The sequence below is a fragment of the Micromonospora inositola genome (assembly GCF_900090285.1).
Classification (GTDB): Bacteria; Actinomycetota; Actinomycetes; order Mycobacteriales; family Micromonosporaceae; genus Micromonospora; species Micromonospora inositola.
In genome coordinates this window covers 5210693-5228498 of sequence record NZ_LT607754.1, presented here as the reverse complement: position 1 = coordinate 5228498, position 17806 = coordinate 5210693, and the positions used below count along the sequence as shown (strand labels likewise).

The following is a 17806-nucleotide window of genomic DNA, read 5'->3' as shown; positions in this document are numbered from 1 at the left end:
GTTCTCGTCGATCTATCCCTTGGCCAGGAGGTCGTGGGCCAAGGGCGACACGAGGTCGGCGACGATGGCTTCCAGGTTGCGTTCGACGCCGCCGTCGGTGAGCATGACCAGGTCCGTCCTGGCCATGAGCTGCGCCATCGTGGCTTTCGCGACGAAGTCCTTGGTCTTCAGCGCGGCCCGGGAGGCGCGCTGGAGACGTGCGACATCGGCTTCGACGGCGTCATCCAGCGCAGCGGCTCCATCCCCGACCAGCGCGATCACGTCATCGAAAGACAGGTTTACGCCATGGTATCCGGGTTGGGCGAACTGCATCCCTTTGCGAGTCTCGTGCAGCAACCTCCAAAAGTCGCCGGACGTAAGGTCCGAGAGCGCGTAGTGCTTCGACTGGTACTGAAGGACCGGCTGGCCACCGCGCTGCGACGCCCGGTAAACAATCGGCAGCACCTCCTGGAGCCGTTTGCCGGCGGCCTTCGCGTGCTTGTCCCACAGGGCGTTCGACGCGATCCGGTCTAGTGCCTCCTTTCTGACCGCTGCCTGGTGGCCCGTCTGATACGTGACCATGTCGCGGAAAGCGCGGTGGGCCTCGTCGATCTTGCTCGTGCCAAGTCGGATGGCCTCGAAGTCCTCCAGGTGGAGGTTCTTGTAGACCATCATCGCGAACAGTCGGTCCGGGGTGAGGCCCTTGAGGCCCTTCTCTCCCAGGACCGAGGCACGGTAGATCTCGAACTCATTCCGGATGTTGCGAATCAGGCGCATGTCGGTCAGATGCGCGCCGACCAGATTCACTAGCGCAGTCGAAGGCTGCTCATCCGATTCGGCGAACTCCGCCGCCAACAGGTCCCGCGCCGAACGGTGCGTGATGAACGGAACCATTGGGACGACCAGGTCGAAGAACTTCGTCCTGTTCGCCGACGGGGCGGACTCCAGAGCGGACGCACGAAGCGCTGTCGCATCGGTATCGGCGTCCGCGTCGCCGTCCGGGGCGGCATCGACTTTAAGTTGCTCGAAGATGCTGTCGCGGACCGCATACACGAACCGAACCGGCCGCGACTTGATCTGCTCGGAGTTGTTCAAGACGGTGTTCAGCTCGCGTAGCGTCTCGAAGATGTGAGGGTCCCTGAACCGGTCCAGGTCCTCAAAGATTGCGACCTGGGTCTTCGTCTTCTGGAAGAAGTAGACGATCTCGTCGAGGAATTCATCGAAGTACGAGTTCTCCTTCGCGCTGAGCTTGACGGCCGCACCGCCCGCGGAGACGCTCTCCACCCGCACCCGGCTCCGCAGAGCACGCAAACCCAGAAACCAGATCACACCTAGGAACACGCCGAGCCCACCGACGATGGCCCACGGCACCCAGTCACGACTGGCGACCAGGGCCTGGGGCCCCATCTTCTCCACGCGATTCACCAGCCCGAACAGGACCGCGATCACGAAGAACACCACCGCGACCGCGGCGCCCCCGAACGCAGCCGGCCAGGGCCTGAACGAGTCGATGCGGAAGTACCTCGACCCCGGCATGTCCGCGGGGGCCTTCCGGTAGAGCAGCTGCTTGACGATCTCCTTCTGAATGAGGTTCGTCAGTGGCGGCAGCGTCCCGTCCGGCTGGATGCGCGCCCGCTTCGTGTCGTCGATGCCCAGGCTCGACAGCGACAGATTGACCCAGTTGATCTTCCGCTCGTCCAGACCCGCCTGGACGCCGCGGATGACACTGCTCTTTCCGCTGCCGTAGTGCCCCGCGAGCGCGATGTTCGTCGCGGCGCTCGCGGACCTGTCGTCCAGGACCTTGAGGAGGACCGCTGCGTGCCGCCCATGCAGGTTCTCCTCATACGTGGGTCCGAGACTCCGAAGGACCGGCACGTCGGGCCGTGGTGCGGACCGTCGGGCCCGGCCTACTCGTGGCATAGACGAGATCTTACGAACGGGGTCTGACTTGTTCGCGGGAGAAGCGGATACCTTCGCCGATTTCAGATCTTGCGATCGGCTTCTGCGCTCCCACGCCGCCGACAGGCAGGCCTCAGCCTCGAAACCGAGGATCCGGTAGGACGCCCCAAAAGGTCGCAGGTCGATGCGATTCCCAGTGGGTCTCCGCCAACATGCCGGTCAGCTCCACTCCCGAACTCCTGTGCGCTCGAATCAGCGCCTTCCACGCTTTGGTATACACATGCGACGCTCCGTGGAAGGGAACCGCCGTGGGTTACGAGACCACGTTCACCGGCCAGGTGACGATCACTCCTCCGCTGAACCAGCACGAGATCGACTACCTGCTGGCGTTCGCCGAGACCAGGCACGAACCCCGGTCCGCCGGCCCCTACGCCCTCGGCTACGGCGACGAGATCGAGGACGCCAGGGATCCAGACCCCAGCAAGCCCGGGTACTGGTGCAAGTGGGCGCCGACCGCCGACGGCACCGCGATCGCCTGGAACGAGCACGAGAAGTTCTACGATGCCGAATTCTGGATGGGGTACCTGGTGCACACGTTCCTGAAGCAGGACGCCACCGTCGCGCGCGAGCGGGTCGACCCGGTGCCCGGCCGGGTGTATCCGCCCGCGCTGGACAGGTTCACCTTCGACCACGTCGTCGACGGCGTCATCGAGGCCGAGGGCGAGTGGCCCGACGACCGCTGGCGTATCGAGGTGCGCGCCAACGCCGTCTACGTGGTCCGGCTGCTGACCGAACCGGATCACGCCGAGTACCCCCGCACCCACCGCGACGACTGGACCGACGAGCAGCGGGCCGACTTCGCCGCGCGGACCCGGCACAATTTCGTGTACCTGGTGCGGGAGGGGCGGTTGCACGAGGTGGGCCCGGCGGACGGAACGTCGTTCGACCCGATTCCGGCCGACGTGGACTGAGCGCGGGCCCGGGGTGTCCGCGTGGACAGGGCAGGGTTGCGTCGGCTGGTCAACGATGAACAGCTCGCCATGCTGCGGGTTCCGCAAGACCGCCGCCCGTTGCTCGGTGAGGACCGCACTCGGATGACTCCCAGCCCGCACGGTCGGCGGCATGAGCGTGCGTTCGAATCTGGTACGCACACCGCACGATGGCAGCGGCCACGGCGTCGGGGACTCGTTGGCAATCGGCTCCGGGGCGATTCGACGTGGCGATGAGCAGGTAGCCTGCCGGCTTATGGCACGCAGATTCGAGGCGATCGTATGCACGGACGTGACGTTGCAGACGGCGGCGGAGGTCGGCGAGCGGCTGCGAGAGTGGCTGTTGCGACAAGAGATTCTGTTGCCGGAGCTCAATGCGGAGCAGGCGCATCCGGCCGGATCGCAGGCCGCGCAGACCACCTCTTGCTCTTGTTGGCAGGCGGGGGTCGACGGGGATCTTCTCGGCACAGCGAAGCTCATCATCGGCCGCAACATCTACTGGTCTGAATGGGGTCACAACCTGCACTGTCCGGTCTGCCAACACACGGTCGAGCCAGAGGATGACGAGGCCTTGGAGGCTATGGCGCAGTGGGAGCGCGGCGAGCCGGCGGGCGAGGTTGGTTGTCCAGACTGTGGGCTGCGTAGGCCGCTGGCCGACTGGGACAGCGACTGGGGCTACGGCAATCTCGGGATTGAGTTCTGGGACTGGCAGCCTTTGGCGTATTCGTTCGTGCACCGAGTGGGGAGGATCACCGACTCTCGGGTCACCGTCGCCCACGGTGGTCGCGGCTGACACACCTTGAAGCAGGTTTCCATCCGCTATTCGGCACGTCCGGATGCAGGCACCCGCGATCCGGTTACCTACCATGACGAGCGCTTCGCGGCATGTGCGGATGTGTGGCTGACCCACGAGCTGTATGTACGGGCGGTGACTGATTGCGAGCGGGTGCCACAATCGCGCCATGGCCGATGCCAAAGAGCCGCGTCCTGAGTTCCCCCCGCTTTGATGGAGCGGTGGTTACCTGCTGCCGGCTGGTGCAGGGGTAGCGATGGTTGGCTCAGCTGGGTTGTGCTGGCGGGTGTGCCAGGCGGTTTCGTACTCGTCGGGGCTGAGGTAGCCCAGTTCCTTCTGGATGCGGCGGGTGTTGTACCAGCCGTCGATGTAGGCGAATATCGCGTTCTCGGCCTCGTCGCGGGTGCGCCAGCTCGTGCGGTAGACGAGTTCGATCTTCAGCGTCGACCAGAAGTTCTCCATGAGCGCGTTGTCGTACGAGTCGCCGACGGAGCCCATCGAGGGCAGGATCCCGTTGTCCTGTAAGCGTTCGGCGAAGCGGAAGGACGTGTAGTTCGACCCGCGGTCGCTGTGGTGGATCAACTGGCCGTCGCGGACGTCGCGGGACCAGATGCCGTATTCGAGTGCGGCGAGGATCAGGTCGGTGTCGCAGCGGTCGGAGGTCTTCCATCCGACGATCCGGCGGGAGAAGGCGTCACGGACCGCGGCCAGCCAGAACACGCCTTCGCCGCAGGGGATGCGGGTGGCGTCGGCGACCCAGAGCCGGTTCGGCCCGGCGGCGGTGAACTGCCGGTTGACCAGATCCGGCGCCGGCGTCGCCCGCGGGTCCTGCCGGGTCGACCCGCCGCGCCAGCCTCGGCGCAGGAACGCGCCCTGCCAGCCCTGCTGCGCCATCAGCCGCTCCACCCGCTTGCGGCCCACGCGGATACCGTCACGGCGTAGCTGCCGGTGCACCCGGTCCGCGCCGTAGGTGTGCCCGGACGCCTCCCAGATCTCGTGGATGTTGGAGACCAGACCCAGGTCGACCACGTCGCGGTCGCAGGGCTGTTCGACCTGCTTGACCCACGCGTAGTACGTCGACGCGCCGATGCCGAGGACCCGTAGCAGGAGCGCGACCGCGAACTGGTCACGGTGTTCATAAATGAACGTCATGACCGCCGCCGGGTCGGGTCGAGCTCCGCCGCGAAATACGCGCTCGCCGCTTTCAGGATCTCGTTCGCCCGCCGCAGCTCCGCGACTTCCTTGCGCAGCCGCCGGTTCTCCTCGGCCATCTCGCTGGTGGGCCGATCGGTGCGCTCACCCGCATCGGCCTCGGCCTGCCTGATCCAGTTCCGCAACGCCTCGTGATGCACGCCGAGCTGCTCGGCCAGGCGCCGGATCACGGGCTTCGGGTCCGACTCGCGATACAAGCGCACAGCGCGCTGGCGAAGCTCATCGGGGTACTTCTTCGGTGCTGCCACGGACGACTTCCTCCCCATGGCCATCAGACCATGATCAAGAAGCTCCATGAAAGCGGGGGTGGCTCATCCCTGGCCTCGGATCAGGGCGGCGGCACCGCGCGACGACTTCCCGGACACTGTGCCTGTGGTGGATCCTCGAACGCGTGGCGCAGCAGAAGTCGGGGGGGCGGACAGTGCTCTTGGAGCCAACAGACGCGGACGAGTCCGGGTGCGGTCGGCGATTGATGGTGGGTGGAAGGGCCACCGCATGGCCCAAGCCGGCCTTGTTCTTGCCGCAATCCTGGCCGGGTTGGCGTGGCTGTCGGTGGCAGGTCTTGTCTTCCTTTCTGTGGCTGCTCGAGATGATCCGGAAGGGATGGCCAGCGTTTTCGCGGTCTCGCTGACGCCATATGCGCTTGTGCCCGCGCTCGGCCTTACCGCTGGCGCGGCGTTGCTGTATCGCAAGATTCGGGGTGGCCGAGTCCCGTTGCTGATCGCTGTGGTGACCACGTTGGCGGCGCTTGTGGTCTGCTGCTCCTGGTGGGAGCTCGTACCGATCCTGCCCTGTGGCCCCCTGCGTCCCTGTTTCCCCTGATGTCCACGGGGACCGCTCAGTAGCGTGCGCCGCCCACTGGCTCGCCGCCTAGGTTTGGCGCTTGTCGCACGTGACCTGGCGGACACGTGTCGCGGATCTGTCGTCGGATCACACGCCGGCAGCCGGCTGTCCGGTCTCAGGACCTGCATGACGATCGGTATCAGCCGGCCGTCCTGTCACGGGACATGCTTGAACCCCGCGTCCCACCTGCTGTCCGACATGATCCTCAAAGGGCGTCGCGGAGGCCCTCACGGTGCGCGACATGGGCGCGCATCGCGGCAGATCCGGATACGTGACCTTGGCAAATCCGCACGGCGGCGGTGGTAACAGCCGTGACGGTGACAATCGGATCGTGGATCAGGCCGGTCAGGCGGCCGGTTCGCTAGTGGGCGACCGGTGGCCTCCGTGGCACGCGACCAACGCGTCTGCCACGATTTCAGCGTCAGCTTCTGCGACGTCCGCCGGGTACTCCGGTAGCAGGTCGTCCCAGACGACCAGCCACGACCCGTACAATTGGGCCTGCCCCTCGGGCCGAGCGAAGAACCAGACGTGCAGGTGGGCGCCACCATCTCCGATGCGGTAGACGTGGGCCCGCGAGATGTGCGGCAGTGCCTGCATGTGGCGGACGATGCGAGTGCTCAATAGCCCCAGTTCGGCGACCAGTTCGTCAGGTAGATCCGCCATGTCGTAGTGATCGCGCGGATACAGCATGAGCACCAGCGGGACGCCCACTCCCGGAATCCGGACCAGGCGCCAGTGATCGTTGAACCAGATCCCTTCGTCCCGGTCGCGGCAGGCGTTGCAGTCCGACGGATCCTCGCCGTGCCGCGCGGGCTCCGGGAGCACCGGCGGGCGCAACGGCGCTACGCGCAGTCCGTCCGGCTCGAACGGGCTGATCTCCCATCCCGTCATGCGCGCCAACGGGAGCCGGCGTTCGCTGTCCGCGACGGCGACTGCGTGGTCATAGAACTCGTCCGGTCGCAAGGCCATGCGGCGAAGACTAGTACGACAAGATTCCAAGTGATCGACAGCCCCGTTGTGGCTGCCAGGCACCGCCCGATGGTCTCGTACTCGATGGTCCGGATGAACTCGAAGCATCCGCTCGTCGGCACGACAGCGCACTGCGCCGGGCGGGGCCAACGCGCGGACAGCGGCAGATCCGCGCACCGCTGCAAGCTCGGTCTCAGGCACGGTAAGGCCCATCAGCGCAGCCGTTCGTTGCTCGCCGACGTCGCGCGATGACCGTACGATGCACCTCATGTTGAGCAAGATCATCGGACATCGGTGGATGTTCCTCGTAAGCGTGCTGTGCACCGCCGTTGCCCTTGGATCGCTCCTGCAAGCGCAGATCCCGATCGTCTCCGTTGTCTGCGCAGCGCTGCTCGCCCTTCTCACGATGTCGCTCGCCGTCGCCGGCATCGTCGCGTCATCCGCGCGCCGGCCCGCGACCTTCCTGCCACACCCAGGCGCCTTCGCCGCGCCGCCGCACGGTGGCACTCTCCTGTCGACCGGCATGCTGACCGTCATCACCGTGCAATCGTGGGTGTGGGCCGCCGAGCGCGCCCACCGCGGCCTCGGACCCGACCGGCTGCAGATCGCCGTCGCGGCACTGCTGCTTCTCCTGCTGCCTTTGGCGTGGTACGGCGCACTCGGAAGGTTCGGTATGATCCTCCGCCCCGACGGCATACTCGACCGACAACCCCTCGGCTCAATTTTCGTACCGTGGGAGGCAGCCCCCACCGCTCGGCCCGCCCGTCACGGCGTCAAACTGGGCCTCGCCCACCCCGAACTGCTCGTACGACGCGGAATCCGGCCCGGAACAATGATCGCGACCGGAGCCGACCCTGCCTTCACCGCCCGAGCGATCAACATGTACACCGCGCGGCCCGACTACCGCCCGACGATCGGCACCCACGACGGGCTACGGCACCTACCCGATCACTGACCGCAGCTGCCAACATGATCGGCAGCGCGCTCATCGACAGTTCAGGATGCCCGCTCGACTCAGAGGCTAGCTACCGAGCGTGATCGCCTCGGTCGGCGAGCACGCGCGAGTCGCGGCATGTCAGTGCGTTCAGCCGAGGGTGGGTCGCCCCTCGGCGATCTGTTCTTCCACCGGCCGACCGGACCAGGCCAGCCATGGATCCGCGCCGGACTTGGGCACGACCACAGGTCCGTTGCCTACCAACGAATCGTGTATGTCGCCTGACTCGATGAAGGCGCGGGACTGGTAGCCCACGGACCATGCGGTCTCGTGCTCCCACGCACCGATGATCACCCATTCACCGGTGCGAACCTTGTCAATGCGGTCAGCGAGGAAGGCAAATGCGACCTCGCGAGCCTCTTCATCGGTCATGCTCGTGTCCCTTAAGCCTTGATTGGTGCGGCCGACCTGGCGGCCTGCTCGATCTTCGCGCAGTAGGCTGCACGGGCTTCCTCGTCGATCTGCTTCTCGTGTTCGGCGCGCAACCCGGTCCGGCCGTCGAGGCCCTCGCGCAGGATATCGGCGTGCCCGGCATGCCGGATGGACTCGCCGAGGACATGGACCATGATGGCGAACAGGTTCGTGTCGGCATAAGGCTCCGGCCACCACGGCACGTGGCCGGGGGCGTCGAGGGGAAGCTCGTTGATCGTCGCGTCCGAGTGTTCCCACGTGCGCCGGTAGAACCCGATGATCTGATCGCGGGTCTCGTCCTCAGTCGCCCACAGATCGCTGCCGTTGGAGTCCTGCCACCGGGGCAGCGGTTCCGGGGAAGGGCGGTCGAAGACCTCGCCGAAGTACCTGGCCTCGACGGTGGCCACGTGTTTGACCAGGCCGAGGAGGTTGGTCCCGGTCGCCGTCAAAGGTCGGCGGGCGTCGTATTCGGACAAGCCGTCGAGTTTCCAGAGCAGCGCCTTGCGGTCCCGCCGCAGTCTCCCGTGCAGGTTGTCTTTCGCGAATTCGTCGATCATGCGGCATGAGCCTGCCATGGGCTGCTCGTGGTCTCAAGATCCCGTACGTGGTCCGCAACGACTGGCAGAGCCGAGGCCTGGCCATGGCCGCCGCCCTGACCTGCTACAAGAAGCTCGCGAAACTTGCCACGTGAGACAACCTCTAACGCTGAGACGACATGCAGGACCGAGCCAACGCGCTGCCATCGGCACGTCCGGACGGCAACCAGGCCAGCTCGGCGTGACGCCCCGTAGCGCTCGGATCGCGGCAGATCCGCGCATCGAGGGCCGCCCGACGCGGGTCAGCCATCCGTTCACTGCCGGGTGGCGAGCCATGGCTGGCACAGGTGTGGGAGGACGGGGGCGACCTAATCACGCCGCGCGTCATCGTCGTCGAAGACGGGGCGATGGTGGTCCGGTCCAGCGGTTGAGGGCGAGGGCGTACCCGGTCTGGAACGGCCGCCACCACGACGGCGGTGTCGCCTGCTTCATCGCCGACATGCGGCCGTTCAGCAAGGTGAAGACGACGCTGACCAGGGCGAGGGCTGCTGATGTTGGCCGGTGCGGCTAGAACGGCCGCGGGATGTAGGCGGCGTCCATGCCGATCAGGCACACGGCGATGGTGAAGACGTAGGCTGCGGCGATCTGCCAGCGGACCGACGTCTCGATGCTGAGGTACTCGTTGGCCCGTCCCGATCTGCGCTCGCGCCAACGGTGCCACGTCTCCACGCCCCCGAGGATCAGGATGAAGAAGAAGACGGGCGACGGGTGCCAGATGATCAGCCCAACCGCGGCAGCCATACCGCCTAGCCAGACCACCGGGTGCAGCGCACCCGCGACCCGTCCGCCGTCCAGCGGCAGCACGGGGAAGAGGTTGAAGAGGTTGAGGAAGAAGGCGGTGTAGGCCAGCGCCCGCAGGAAGTCCGAGTTCATCGACTCGGCGACGCCGAGCACGGCACCCGCACCGAGCAGGCCCGCGAACGGTCCGGCCAGCGCGGAGACAGCCTCCTGCGAGACGGACCGCTGTTCGCCCTCGATGTTGACGAACGCCCCGATGAAGGGGATGAACATCGGCGCGCTTGCCTTGATCCCCTGTAGCCGGAGCGCAAAGACGTGCCCGAGCTCGTGCACGAACATCAGCAGGACGAACCCGACGGCGAACTTCCAGCCCCAGAAGGTCGCGTAGGCGGCGATCGAGATCAGCATGCTAAGGAACGTCTTGAGCTTCAGAAGCGTGAACAGCCCGAACTTGCCGATCAACACAATCTTGCCGAGCACCTTGAGGGTCGCACCGCCGACGACTGCGGTGCCGCCGCCGACTTTCCCTACCTTGGCCCGCCAGGTCCTACGCCCGCCCATTACGGCGTTATGCATGTCGGCGACCGTCTGGTCAGTCACGGGCGCGGCTGGCTGCGGCCGTACGTCGGGGCGCAACTGGCGGTCCAACGACGGGTCGCTCATGACCGGCGACGGTAGCAGGCCTGCGCTAGCGCCGGGGGCCTCGCAGCTGGCCGTCCCTTCGTGCGTGACGGGGTGGATCAACGCCCTGAACGCGGCAGAAGAGGGCACAGCGCGGTTGTACATGGTGACGTGTCTCGACGACACTGGCTCTATGCCAGTGCCGTACGAGGAGCTGTCGAACCCGGCGCGCACCGTCTTTCTCGTCAGTGTCGGCGCTTTCTTGGCAGGCGAACTCGTGCAGGCGTTCCGGTCACGTCGCGGCGCGACGCGCGTCGATGTGCGGGCAGAGGCATTGTTCAGGGTGATGTTCTTCGCCGGGATCTTGATGTTGCCCCTCGGCCGGGCTGTCGCCCCAAGCGCGGTCATCGGCGGTGGCGTGTTCTTGTTCGCGCTTGGGGTGGTGCTTGGATGGCTGGGACTGCTGCTGCGCTGGTGGTCATTCGTGAGCCTGGGGAAGTACTTCACCGTCGTGGTCAAGACCAGCGAAGACCAGCCCGTCGTGGAACGCGGCCCCTATCGCATCCTGCGCCACCCGAGCTACACCGGCCTGGTCCTCGCTTTCGCCGGCGCGGGCTTGATGGTGGGGAATTGGCTCAGCGCCGTTGGCGCGGTCTTCCTGGTACTGACCGCTCTGATCCACCGTCTGCGCTTCGAGGAACGCGCCCTGACCGCCGCACTGGGCAACCGCTACCGTGAGTTCGCAGCAAGCCGCGCTCGGCTTATCCCCTACATTTGGTAGTTCCTGTTACAGAGTCGAATGCTTCCTCCGGCGGGCAGTCGCTCGCGCGGCAGCAGCGCGCTCATCTCGGCAAATCCGTGCGTTGAGGGCGACGTGGCCGTGTTTGCGGTGGCCGACCAGGTCGCTGGCTGTTCAACTTACCGCTTGTCGGCGTACTCGTTGATGTGGCTGGCTGAATGGAACGGTGATCCGGAACTGTTCCGTTGAGGATCATCTTAGGTTCATGATCGACGGGGGGGGGGTGGGATCAGCGGGTGAGGCCTCGGAGCTTGTCCGGGTTGCCCTGCATGCGTACGCCGGTGATCCGCTCGCCGTCGAAGTCGAGGCAGATCGCCCCGGCCGGTTGCCCGTCGGCCAGGCCGAGGATGCCCGGCCCGCCGTTGATCTCGGTGATCACGAGCCGTGTGTTCTGCGTCTCCGGCTTGGCGAAGACCCCGAGCAGCCAGCGGGCGACGTTGTCGGCGCCTTCCAGCGGCCGGCGGGCCGCGGTCACCTTGCCACCGCCGTCCGACCAGCAGATCACCTCGGGCGCCAGGAGTTCCATCATCGCGTTCAGGTCGCCTCCGGCACAGGCCTTGCGGAACCGGTCCACTGCTTCTCGGCGTACGCCTTGGTCGACGTCGAAGCGAGGCCGGCGGGCCGCGACGTGCGCCCGCGCCCGGACCGCGGTCTGCCGCACCGCGACCTCGGACCTGTCCAGAATGGATGCGACCTCGGCGTGGTTGTAGCCGAAAACGTCGTGGAGCAGGAAGATCGCGCGTTCGGCGGGGGTGAGCGTCTCCAGGACGACGAGCATCGCCATCGAGATCGACTCGGCCATCTCGGCCTCCTGGCCCGCGTCGGGCGCGGTGAGCACCGGCTCGGGCAGCCACGGCCCGACATACGTCTCGCGGCGGGCGCGGGCCGAGGTGAGTTGGTTGAGCGAGAGGTTGGTGACGGTCTTGACCAGGTACGCCCGGGGGTTCGCGAGCTGGCCGCCGTCGACGTCGCGGCACCGCAGCCAGGCCTCCTGCAGGATGTCCTCGGCATCGGCGACGCTCCCCGTCATCCGGTACGCGACGTCGAAGAGCAGCCGCCGATGCTGAGCGAAGACCTGGCTATCGATCATGGGAACAGGCTAGACGTGACCGAGCGCCTGCGCCCGCAGCCCGTCCAGCACCGTCGCGTACGCGGGCTGCCACCCGAGCTCGCGGCGGGCCTTCTCGCTCGAGACCCGCATGGTGACGCCGAGCATCAGGTGCATGTAGGGCGCGACCGCCATCATCCACGTGGGCACGGTGAACGGCTTGGGTGTGCCGAAGGTCTCGGCGATCGCCCGGATCATCTCCCCGAAGCCCATGTGGTCATCGACGACGTTGTACGCCTCACCGGGCCGGCCGCGATCGATCGCCGCGACGACGGCGGCGGCCGCGTCGGCCAGGTGCGTCCACGGCGAGATGTGGCCGTGGTCGTTGAACGCCGGCAGTTGTCGCTTCCGCAGCATGTGCACCATCGTCTCGGTGCCCCCCGGCCCGTAGAAGAAGCCGAATCGCAGTGAGATCGCCTCCAGCCCCGACTCCCGGGGCAAGCGCTCCTTCTCCCGCATGCCCTCCAGGTGCCGGTTGATGTTCGGGTCCGTCACGGACGCCCCGAACTCGTCGGCCTCGGTCAGAACGCGGTCGCCGAAGTCGCGGTAGCCGTAGCCGACGGCGACGTTCTCGCCGATGAAGCGGCGTACGCCCGCAAGTTTGGCCGCCTCGATCAGGTTTGCGGTCCCGGTGACCCGCAGGTCGTCGGTGCCGAACATGCCCTTGTGCGTCATCGGCGGCTTGCGCAACGCGGTCGCGGCGTGCACCACGACGTCGGCCTTGATCCCCTCGAACGCCCGCAGCAGTCCGTCGCGGTCGAGCAGGTCGGCGCGGATCTCGTTGCCCTCGCCGCGGCCCACGCCTAGCACGGTGTGCCCGGCGTCGGTCAGCGCCTCGCGGATGTGCCGGCCGAAAACACCACTGGCTCCGGCCACGATCACACTCTGGTTCTTCATCTCCGTCATGGCCATGGGACAAGGCGGCCTTCCGATCCGTGACATACCCGGGCGTGACCCCGGTCACTCGAGTCCTCCACTCCGGGCCTTGAATTCCAACAGTGAGAGGATCTTGTGGCAGCTCGATAGTCGTCTCGGTGCCGAGTTGGCGATGCAGGCTTGAAAACGCCCACGGGAAAGGTGTGGCGACGCCTCAGTCGGTGCACCTCTCATCGGCATGATCGAGTGCACTGTCATCGGCACGACCGGACGCCGACCCGACCGAGCATCGTGACGTTGCGTAGCGCGCGACTCGGGGAGTGGGCGTCAAAACATCGCGACGCCAGCGGGCGCCAGTGGCATGCTCTTCCCGGTGTTGAGGCAGTTGAATGACGGCGTCGAAATCACCGCCGAGGCGGGGCTTGGGTCCGTCCGTCTTCATAGCGCCGAGCGGCCGTGGAACGACGAGGTACTCGACCTGCGGTGCGAGCTGGCGATGACGGCGTCCGTGCTGTGACCTCGGTCCGGACGCTCAATGTCGACAGGATCGTGTCGTGGGCAGCCGACCTCGCCGAGTCCTATGAGGGATGGGACGGCCTGCGCGCCTGGGAGTCACTAGAACACGACCTCCGCATCGACGCGACGCATGACCGACGAGGTCACGTCAATCTCCGTTTCGTCATCCGGGGCCCTCGGGGCTACGACCCGAGTGCGTGGGAGGCATCCGTCATGGTGACCCTTGACGCCGGCGAGGACATGCGACGTCTCGTCGCCGAACTCGGCGACCTGGTCTCGTAGCGCGGCTCCAAGTCGGAGGCGCGCGATCGGCGGCATGTGAGCGCGGTGGATCTGTGCGGCATGCCGCAGGCCCTTGTCTGATGGCTCTATCGTGACCCTCGCCGGTCGATGTGGCCGGGCACTGTTTGGGGAGTGTGCGGTGGGTCGGCGGTCGGTCGAGTGGCACGACAACGGCGCGCTGGTGTGGACCTGGCGCCTGACGCTGATCGTGTCGGGTGTTGGGCTCGCGCTGTTGGGTGTTGCGGTGGTGTTGTGGGCGACCCGCACCCCGGCCGAGGCGGCCCGTGGGGACGCGGGATACGGGCTCCCAGCAACGTTCGGCGCGGTCGCCCTCATCGTGGCGGTTGCCGGGCGGATCAGCTCAGCAAGTGCGTTGCGCTACCGCAACGCGTCTCTTCCACCGGTACCAGCACCGTCCGCGGTGGTACACCACGTCGAGGCGCGGTCATGCTCGGTGCACCGCCGCAGCGGCATCGCCTATCTGATGATGGCTATCACTGGTGGTGGGCTCGTCTTGGCCGCTCTCGTTAACTGGGACACCCAGCCCCGCCTGGGCAGCCTGCTCGAACTGGTGCTGGCGGCCGCCTGTGCCGCTGGCTGCTACCTGGCCGGGCCGGCGGCCCGGTTCGTCATGACACCCCGGCACCTGCACATCGACACAGCGCTGCACCGGATCAGCGTGCCCCGTCACCTGCTCGGTCAGTTCTCCCGCCGCGGTGTCGAGGTCCGTCTCGACCTGACCAATGGCGACCACGTGTACTTCCGGGTCGACTCACCGCTGTGGGACCTGCGTGGGGGTCAGTACCGTACCAATGGCCGCTGCCAGGTGCGCACGGTCGAACGGATCGTCGCGATGCTGGGCGAGGTACCGCCCGCCACTCACACCGATGACGCGGTTGTCACCACCACCCGGGTCGGCATGATCGCTCTCGCGGTCGGGGCCGGAATACTGCCGGCCGCAGCTATCGTCCTGATCGCGATCACAGCGCGATTAGGACATTGAGCGTGTCCAAGCAACCAGCCACACGCCGAAGTCATTCGGCCTCGGCTCGACGCACTCTCATCGGCATGTCCGGACACTCCGAGGGCTGCTGCTGGGTGGTCACGCTCCGCAGCGCGCGGATCGCGGCAGATGCGGATGGCGGACGGGCGGAGGTTCGGCTCTGTTAGTGGCTCACCGCGAGTCCCACCACCGGGCATCATCATTCGCGGAGCATCATGACACCGTCTTGCCGCGTCTCTGCGGGCGACCGCGCGCCGCGTACTTCCTTGAGCGCTAGTGGAGCCGCAAGCCTGCGATGACGAGTCCGACCATGAGGCGCGCGTCGTAGCTAGGGCTGTCGGCGCCGATGCAGAGATTGCCGATGCCGTGCATCAGGACGAGGGCGTCCATGTCGGGGATGATCTCGCCCGCCGTGGCTGCGGCGTCGAGCAGCTGGGCGCAGACGGGGACGAGGCGGTCGAGGAAGTAGGCGTGCAGCGTCTGGAAGGCGGCATCGTCGGACCGCATCGCCTCAGCCAGGCCGTGCTTGGTGACCAGGAAGTCGACGAAGAGGTCGATCCAGCTTGCCAGGGCGGCGTGCGGTGTGGCGCTCTCCGCCAGCAGCGCCGGGCCGGCCTCGGCGCACGCCTCGACCTGGTGCCGGTACACCGCGACGATGAGATCGGCCCGCGTGGGGAAGTGGCGGTAGATCGTGCCGACGCCGACGCCGGCCTTGGCGGCGATCTCACGCACAGGCGCATCGACTCCGGAGGTGACGAACGCCGCGGCGGCCGCCTCCAGTAGCGCCGCCTCGTTGCGCCGGGAATCAGCCCGCTGCTTTCGCGCAGCACCCGATCCGCTGCCCGTGCCGGCCACCGTTACCCCCGTCACATCCCTTGAAAAGCGGAACCATGTTCCGTATGTTTTAACGGAACCGAGTTCCGCATTCACAGCATGCCAGAACGGCAGGCCAAATGCCAAGTCACGAAGGAACGACCATGCACGCAATGCCAGAGCCCACGCCGGTCATCTCGGTGCACCCCATCACGCTGCAGGCCCCGGATCGCGGCGACGATCTGCAGGTACGGGTCTCCGCACCCACGGCCGGCCACGAACTGCCCGTCATCGTCTTCTCGCACGGCTTCGGCCAGTCGGCGACCAACTACGACCCTCTGGCCGACTTCTGGGCCTCCCACGGCTTCGTCGTCATCCAGCCCACCCACCTCGACTCGCGGACACTGAACCTCCCGCCCGACGACCCCCGCACACCGCTGATCTGGCGAATCCGTGTCGACGACCTGAAGCGCACCCTCGATCAGCTCGACCTGCTGGAGTCGTCCGTCCCCGGCCTTGCTGGACGCCTCGACCGCACCCGCATCGCCGTGGCCGGGCACTCCTGGGGCGCCCAGACGGCGAGCACGCTGCTGGGGGCGCGAGTCCTCGACGCCAACGGCAACCCAGGAGAGGACATGTCCGACCCACGGATCAAGGCGGGCGTCCTGCTGGCCGTAACCGGCCGGGGCGGAGCCGACCTTTCCCCGTTCGCGGCCGAGCACTTCCCCTTCATGAGCCCGAGCTTCGTGGACATGACCACCCCGGCCCTCGTCGTCGCCGGCGACCAGGACGACTCCCCGCTGTCAGTCCGCGGGCCGGACTGGTTCACCGATGCGTATCACCTGAGCCCGGGCAGCGAGAACCTGCTCACCCTGTTCGGAGCAGAGCACTCGCTCGGCGGCATCTCCGACTACGAAGCCAAAGCGACGACGGACGAGAGCCCCGAGCGGGTTGCCCTGATCCAGCGGCTCACGTGGGCCTACCTTCGCGACGCCCTCGGCCTCAAGGACTCCATCTGGCCGGCACCGGTCGAGAGCACCCTGGGCCGCCTCGAATCCAAGTAAAGACAAGCGGACTCCACGCGTACCCGAATGGGTGAACTCACATTCTATCGATAGTTACGATCAGGATGGGAATGTTCACCTTTCCGTGGTCCGGGCGCGGCGACAAGGCATTCAATGCCTTGTCGCCGCGCCCGGAAAGGGCACACGGGAAGACGCTCCGCCCGCAGGCAGCCCAGGGGAGGGCCCACTCGGTGAGGCCCGCCGTCGATACCGTCCGGACGGCACTCGCATGGCTACGACGCCGGGAAGAAGATCACGGACGGAAACGAAAGGACTGACGGCCCTATGCCGCAAACACCCCGGCCCCGCTTCGGGATCATGACCGCACCCTCACAGGTCGACTACCACGACGTCCTGCGGGTCTGGCGCGAGGCAGACACCATCCCGGAGATCGAGCACGCGTGGCTGTTCGATCACCTCATGCCGATCGGCGGCGACCCGAACGGGCCGACCTACGAAGGCTGGACCCTGCTCTCGGCCCTCGCCGCACAGACCCGACGACTGCGCCTCGGCCTGCTCGTGACCAGCAACCGCATCCGCCCGCCCGCGATGCTGGCCAAGATCGCCGCGACCGTCGACATCGTCTCCGGCGGACGGCTCGACTTCGGTATCGGTGCGGGTTCACGACCCAGCCACCCCCTGGCCCGGCGCGAGTATGAAGCACACGGCCTGCCCTTCCACGACACGGCATACGCCGTGGGAAGCCTCGCCGAGGCGTGCACCGTCATCCGGCGTTTGTGGACCGAGGCCGACCCGTTCGACTTCCACGGGACCTACCACCGTCTCACCGGAGCGTTCTGCAACCCCAAACCCATCCAGCGCCCCCACCCGCCGATCCTCGTCGGCGGACGCTCGGCCGCCGTGCTGCGCGTGGCCGCCGAGCACGCCGACCTGTGGAACATCCCCGGCGGCGACATCGACGACGCCGTCAGCCGCAGCGCACTGCTGGACCGCTACTGCACCGAGATCGGGCGCGACCCCGCCTCGATCACCCGATCCATCGTCCTGCAGGTCTCCTACGACCAGCCCAGCATCACCCAGGACGCGATCGGCAAAGCGATCGACGCCGGCTTCCAGCACATCGTCCTCGGACTGCCCGCGCCCTACCCCGCCAACGTCGCACAGTGGGTCACCGACGAGCTCATCACCACGCCGGCCCAGTAACCCAGCCGCCGAGGGAACCTTCGCATCGCGTTTCCGCGGCCGTTGCCGAGCGCGGGAGAGTTCGAGAGATCGGCACATGCTCAATTCGACAGATCCGGATGCCGCCGGCGGTCCCGCTCAGTGGCGGTAGCGGAGGT

Annotated in this window: 21 protein-coding genes; 11 read left to right on the top strand and 10 right to left on the bottom strand. The window is 66.9% G+C overall.

Annotated features, from left to right (window positions below):
* Positions 1-12: 12 nt before the first annotated feature.
* Positions 13-1854, bottom strand: a complete 1842-nt coding sequence (locus GA0070613_RS24920) for a YobI family P-loop NTPase (protein ID WP_089014502.1) — start codon at positions 1852-1854, stop codon at positions 13-15.
* Positions 1855-2186: 332 nt separating this feature from the next.
* On the opposite strand from GA0070613_RS24920, the gene GA0070613_RS24915 reads away from it, so the two are divergent.
* A complete protein-coding gene (locus tag GA0070613_RS24915) occupies positions 2187-2849 on the top strand; it encodes a hypothetical protein (RefSeq protein WP_197698978.1) in 663 nt (220 codons plus the stop codon).
* 151 nt (positions 2850-3000) lie between these two features.
* On the top strand, positions 3001-3660 hold the full coding sequence (locus tag GA0070613_RS24910) for a hypothetical protein (RefSeq protein WP_157746520.1): 660 nt from the start codon (positions 3001-3003) through the stop codon (positions 3658-3660).
* 225 nt (positions 3661-3885) lie between these two features.
* Here GA0070613_RS24910 and GA0070613_RS24905 read toward each other — a convergent pair whose 3' ends face one another.
* Both GA0070613_RS24905 and GA0070613_RS24900 read right to left on the bottom strand, forming a co-directional pair.
* Entirely contained in the window at positions 3886-4812 is a 927-nt protein-coding gene (locus GA0070613_RS24905) for an IS3 family transposase (RefSeq protein ID WP_089014500.1), read from the bottom strand.
* Positions 4809-5120 carry a transposase gene (locus GA0070613_RS24900; RefSeq protein WP_157746519.1) on the bottom strand — a complete coding sequence of 104 codons (312 nt, stop codon included), beginning with the start codon at positions 5118-5120 and terminating at the stop codon, positions 4809-4811. Before GA0070613_RS24900 ends, GA0070613_RS24905 begins: the two co-directional genes overlap by 4 nt.
* A gap of 208 nt (positions 5121-5328) precedes the next feature.
* On the opposite strand from GA0070613_RS24900, the gene GA0070613_RS32370 reads away from it, so the two are divergent.
* A complete protein-coding gene (locus GA0070613_RS32370) occupies positions 5329-5694 on the top strand; it encodes a hypothetical protein (protein ID WP_157746518.1) in 366 nt (121 codons plus the stop codon).
* A 366-nt stretch (positions 5695-6060) separates the two neighbouring features.
* Here the strand turns inward: GA0070613_RS32370 and GA0070613_RS24890 are convergent, their stop codons facing one another.
* Positions 6061-6684, bottom strand: coding sequence for a hypothetical protein (locus GA0070613_RS24890; protein WP_089014497.1), 624 nt, complete (start codon positions 6682-6684; stop codon positions 6061-6063).
* A gap of 268 nt (positions 6685-6952) precedes the next feature.
* Here GA0070613_RS24890 and GA0070613_RS24885 point away from each other — a divergent pair, with 268 nt between their 5' ends.
* Positions 6953-7639 (top strand): hypothetical protein, encoded by a 687-nt coding sequence (locus tag GA0070613_RS24885; RefSeq protein WP_157746517.1) that lies wholly within the window; start codon positions 6953-6955, stop codon positions 7637-7639.
* A 129-nt stretch (positions 7640-7768) separates the two neighbouring features.
* On the opposite strand, the gene GA0070613_RS24880 is transcribed toward GA0070613_RS24885, so the two are convergent.
* Positions 7769-8050, bottom strand: coding sequence for a YrhB domain-containing protein (locus GA0070613_RS24880; protein ID WP_089014495.1), 282 nt, complete (start codon positions 8048-8050; stop codon positions 7769-7771).
* Between the two features lie 11 nt (positions 8051-8061).
* Positions 8062-8646 carry a DinB family protein gene (locus GA0070613_RS24875; RefSeq protein WP_089014494.1) on the bottom strand — a complete coding sequence of 195 codons (585 nt, stop codon included), beginning with the start codon at positions 8644-8646 and terminating at the stop codon, positions 8062-8064.
* A 5-nt stretch (positions 8647-8651) separates the two neighbouring features.
* On the opposite strand from GA0070613_RS24875, the gene GA0070613_RS34065 reads away from it, so the two are divergent.
* Positions 8652-8780, top strand: coding sequence for a hypothetical protein (locus tag GA0070613_RS34065; RefSeq protein WP_257548903.1), 129 nt, complete (start codon positions 8652-8654; stop codon positions 8778-8780).
* A 412-nt stretch (positions 8781-9192) separates the two neighbouring features.
* On the opposite strand, the gene GA0070613_RS24870 is transcribed toward GA0070613_RS34065, so the two are convergent.
* Positions 9193-10086 (bottom strand): site-2 protease family protein, encoded by an 894-nt coding sequence (locus GA0070613_RS24870; protein WP_157746516.1) that lies wholly within the window; start codon positions 10084-10086, stop codon positions 9193-9195.
* Positions 10087-10150: 64 nt separating this feature from the next.
* On the opposite strand from GA0070613_RS24870, the gene GA0070613_RS24865 reads away from it, so the two are divergent.
* Positions 10151-10825, top strand: coding sequence for a methyltransferase family protein (locus tag GA0070613_RS24865; protein ID WP_197698977.1), 675 nt, complete (start codon positions 10151-10153; stop codon positions 10823-10825).
* A gap of 247 nt (positions 10826-11072) precedes the next feature.
* Here GA0070613_RS24865 and GA0070613_RS24860 read toward each other — a convergent pair whose 3' ends face one another.
* Positions 11073-11933, bottom strand: a complete 861-nt coding sequence (locus GA0070613_RS24860) for an RNA polymerase sigma-70 factor (protein WP_074318720.1) — start codon at positions 11931-11933, stop codon at positions 11073-11075.
* A 9-nt stretch (positions 11934-11942) separates the two neighbouring features.
* Positions 11943-12848, bottom strand: a complete 906-nt coding sequence (locus GA0070613_RS24855; protein WP_197698976.1) for an NAD-dependent epimerase/dehydratase family protein — start codon at positions 12846-12848, stop codon at positions 11943-11945.
* A gap of 340 nt (positions 12849-13188) precedes the next feature.
* On the opposite strand from GA0070613_RS24855, the gene GA0070613_RS32365 reads away from it, so the two are divergent.
* From GA0070613_RS32365 to GA0070613_RS24845, 3 genes are all read left to right on the top strand, one after another.
* The gene (locus GA0070613_RS32365) at positions 13189-13344 is read left to right on the top strand and encodes a hypothetical protein (RefSeq protein WP_157746515.1); all 156 of its coding nucleotides are present in this window, start codon (positions 13189-13191) and stop codon (positions 13342-13344) included.
* Positions 13341-13625 (top strand): DUF6228 family protein, encoded by a 285-nt coding sequence (locus tag GA0070613_RS24850; protein ID WP_089014492.1) that lies wholly within the window; start codon positions 13341-13343, stop codon positions 13623-13625. The genes GA0070613_RS32365 and GA0070613_RS24850 overlap by 4 nt, the downstream gene beginning before the upstream one ends.
* Before the next feature lie 139 nt (positions 13626-13764).
* Complete coding sequence (locus tag GA0070613_RS24845) at positions 13765-14628, top strand: hypothetical protein (protein WP_089014491.1); 864 nt, start codon at positions 13765-13767, stop codon at positions 14626-14628.
* Between the two features lie 273 nt (positions 14629-14901).
* Here GA0070613_RS24845 and GA0070613_RS24840 read toward each other — a convergent pair whose 3' ends face one another.
* Positions 14902-15483 (bottom strand): TetR/AcrR family transcriptional regulator, encoded by a 582-nt coding sequence (locus tag GA0070613_RS24840; protein WP_089014490.1) that lies wholly within the window; start codon positions 15481-15483, stop codon positions 14902-14904.
* Between the two features lie 131 nt (positions 15484-15614).
* Here GA0070613_RS24840 and GA0070613_RS24835 point away from each other — a divergent pair, with 131 nt between their 5' ends.
* Together GA0070613_RS24835 and GA0070613_RS24830 are read left to right on the top strand one after the other, a co-directional pair.
* Entirely contained in the window at positions 15615-16505 is an 891-nt protein-coding gene (locus GA0070613_RS24835) for an alpha/beta hydrolase family protein (protein WP_456299192.1), read from the top strand.
* Between the two features lie 318 nt (positions 16506-16823).
* Positions 16824-17669: an LLM class flavin-dependent oxidoreductase gene (locus GA0070613_RS24830; RefSeq protein ID WP_231929446.1), complete on the top strand. Its 846-nt coding sequence runs from the start codon at positions 16824-16826 to the stop codon at positions 17667-17669.
* Positions 17670-17806: the final 137 nt, after the last annotated feature.

Bases quoted from the DNA above. Each gene is read 5' to 3' on its own strand.
- GA0070613_RS24885 (WP_157746517.1), top strand. From the start codon at position 6,953: ATGTTGAGCAAGATCATCGGACATCGGTGGATGTTCCTCGTAAGCGTG.
- GA0070613_RS24835 (WP_456299192.1), top strand. From the start codon at position 15,615: ATGCCAGAGCCCACGCCGGTCATCTCGGTGCACCCCATCACGCTGCAG.
- GA0070613_RS24860 (WP_074318720.1), bottom strand. From the start codon at position 11,933: ATGATCGATAGCCAGGTCTTCGCTCAGCATCGGCGGCTGCTCTTCGAC.
- GA0070613_RS24910 (WP_157746520.1), top strand. From the start codon at position 3,001: ATGAGCGTGCGTTCGAATCTGGTACGCACACCGCACGATGGCAGCGGC.
- GA0070613_RS24880 (WP_089014495.1), bottom strand. From the start codon at position 8,050: ATGACCGATGAAGAGGCTCGCGAGGTCGCATTTGCCTTCCTCGCTGAC.
- GA0070613_RS34065 (WP_257548903.1), top strand. From the start codon at position 8,652: ATGAGCCTGCCATGGGCTGCTCGTGGTCTCAAGATCCCGTACGTGGTC.
- GA0070613_RS24890 (WP_089014497.1), bottom strand. From the start codon at position 6,684: ATGGCCTTGCGACCGGACGAGTTCTATGACCACGCAGTCGCCGTCGCG.
- GA0070613_RS24830 (WP_231929446.1), top strand. From the start codon at position 16,824: ATGACCGCACCCTCACAGGTCGACTACCACGACGTCCTGCGGGTCTGG.
- GA0070613_RS24905 (WP_089014500.1), bottom strand. From the start codon at position 4,812: ATGACGTTCATTTATGAACACCGTGACCAGTTCGCGGTCGCGCTCCTG.
- GA0070613_RS24870 (WP_157746516.1), bottom strand. From the start codon at position 10,086: ATGAGCGACCCGTCGTTGGACCGCCAGTTGCGCCCCGACGTACGGCCG.
- GA0070613_RS24855 (WP_197698976.1), bottom strand. From the start codon at position 12,848: ATGAAGAACCAGAGTGTGATCGTGGCCGGAGCCAGTGGTGTTTTCGGC.
- GA0070613_RS24875 (WP_089014494.1), bottom strand. From the start codon at position 8,646: ATGATCGACGAATTCGCGAAAGACAACCTGCACGGGAGACTGCGGCGG.
- GA0070613_RS32365 (WP_157746515.1), top strand. From the start codon at position 13,189: ATGCTCTTCCCGGTGTTGAGGCAGTTGAATGACGGCGTCGAAATCACC.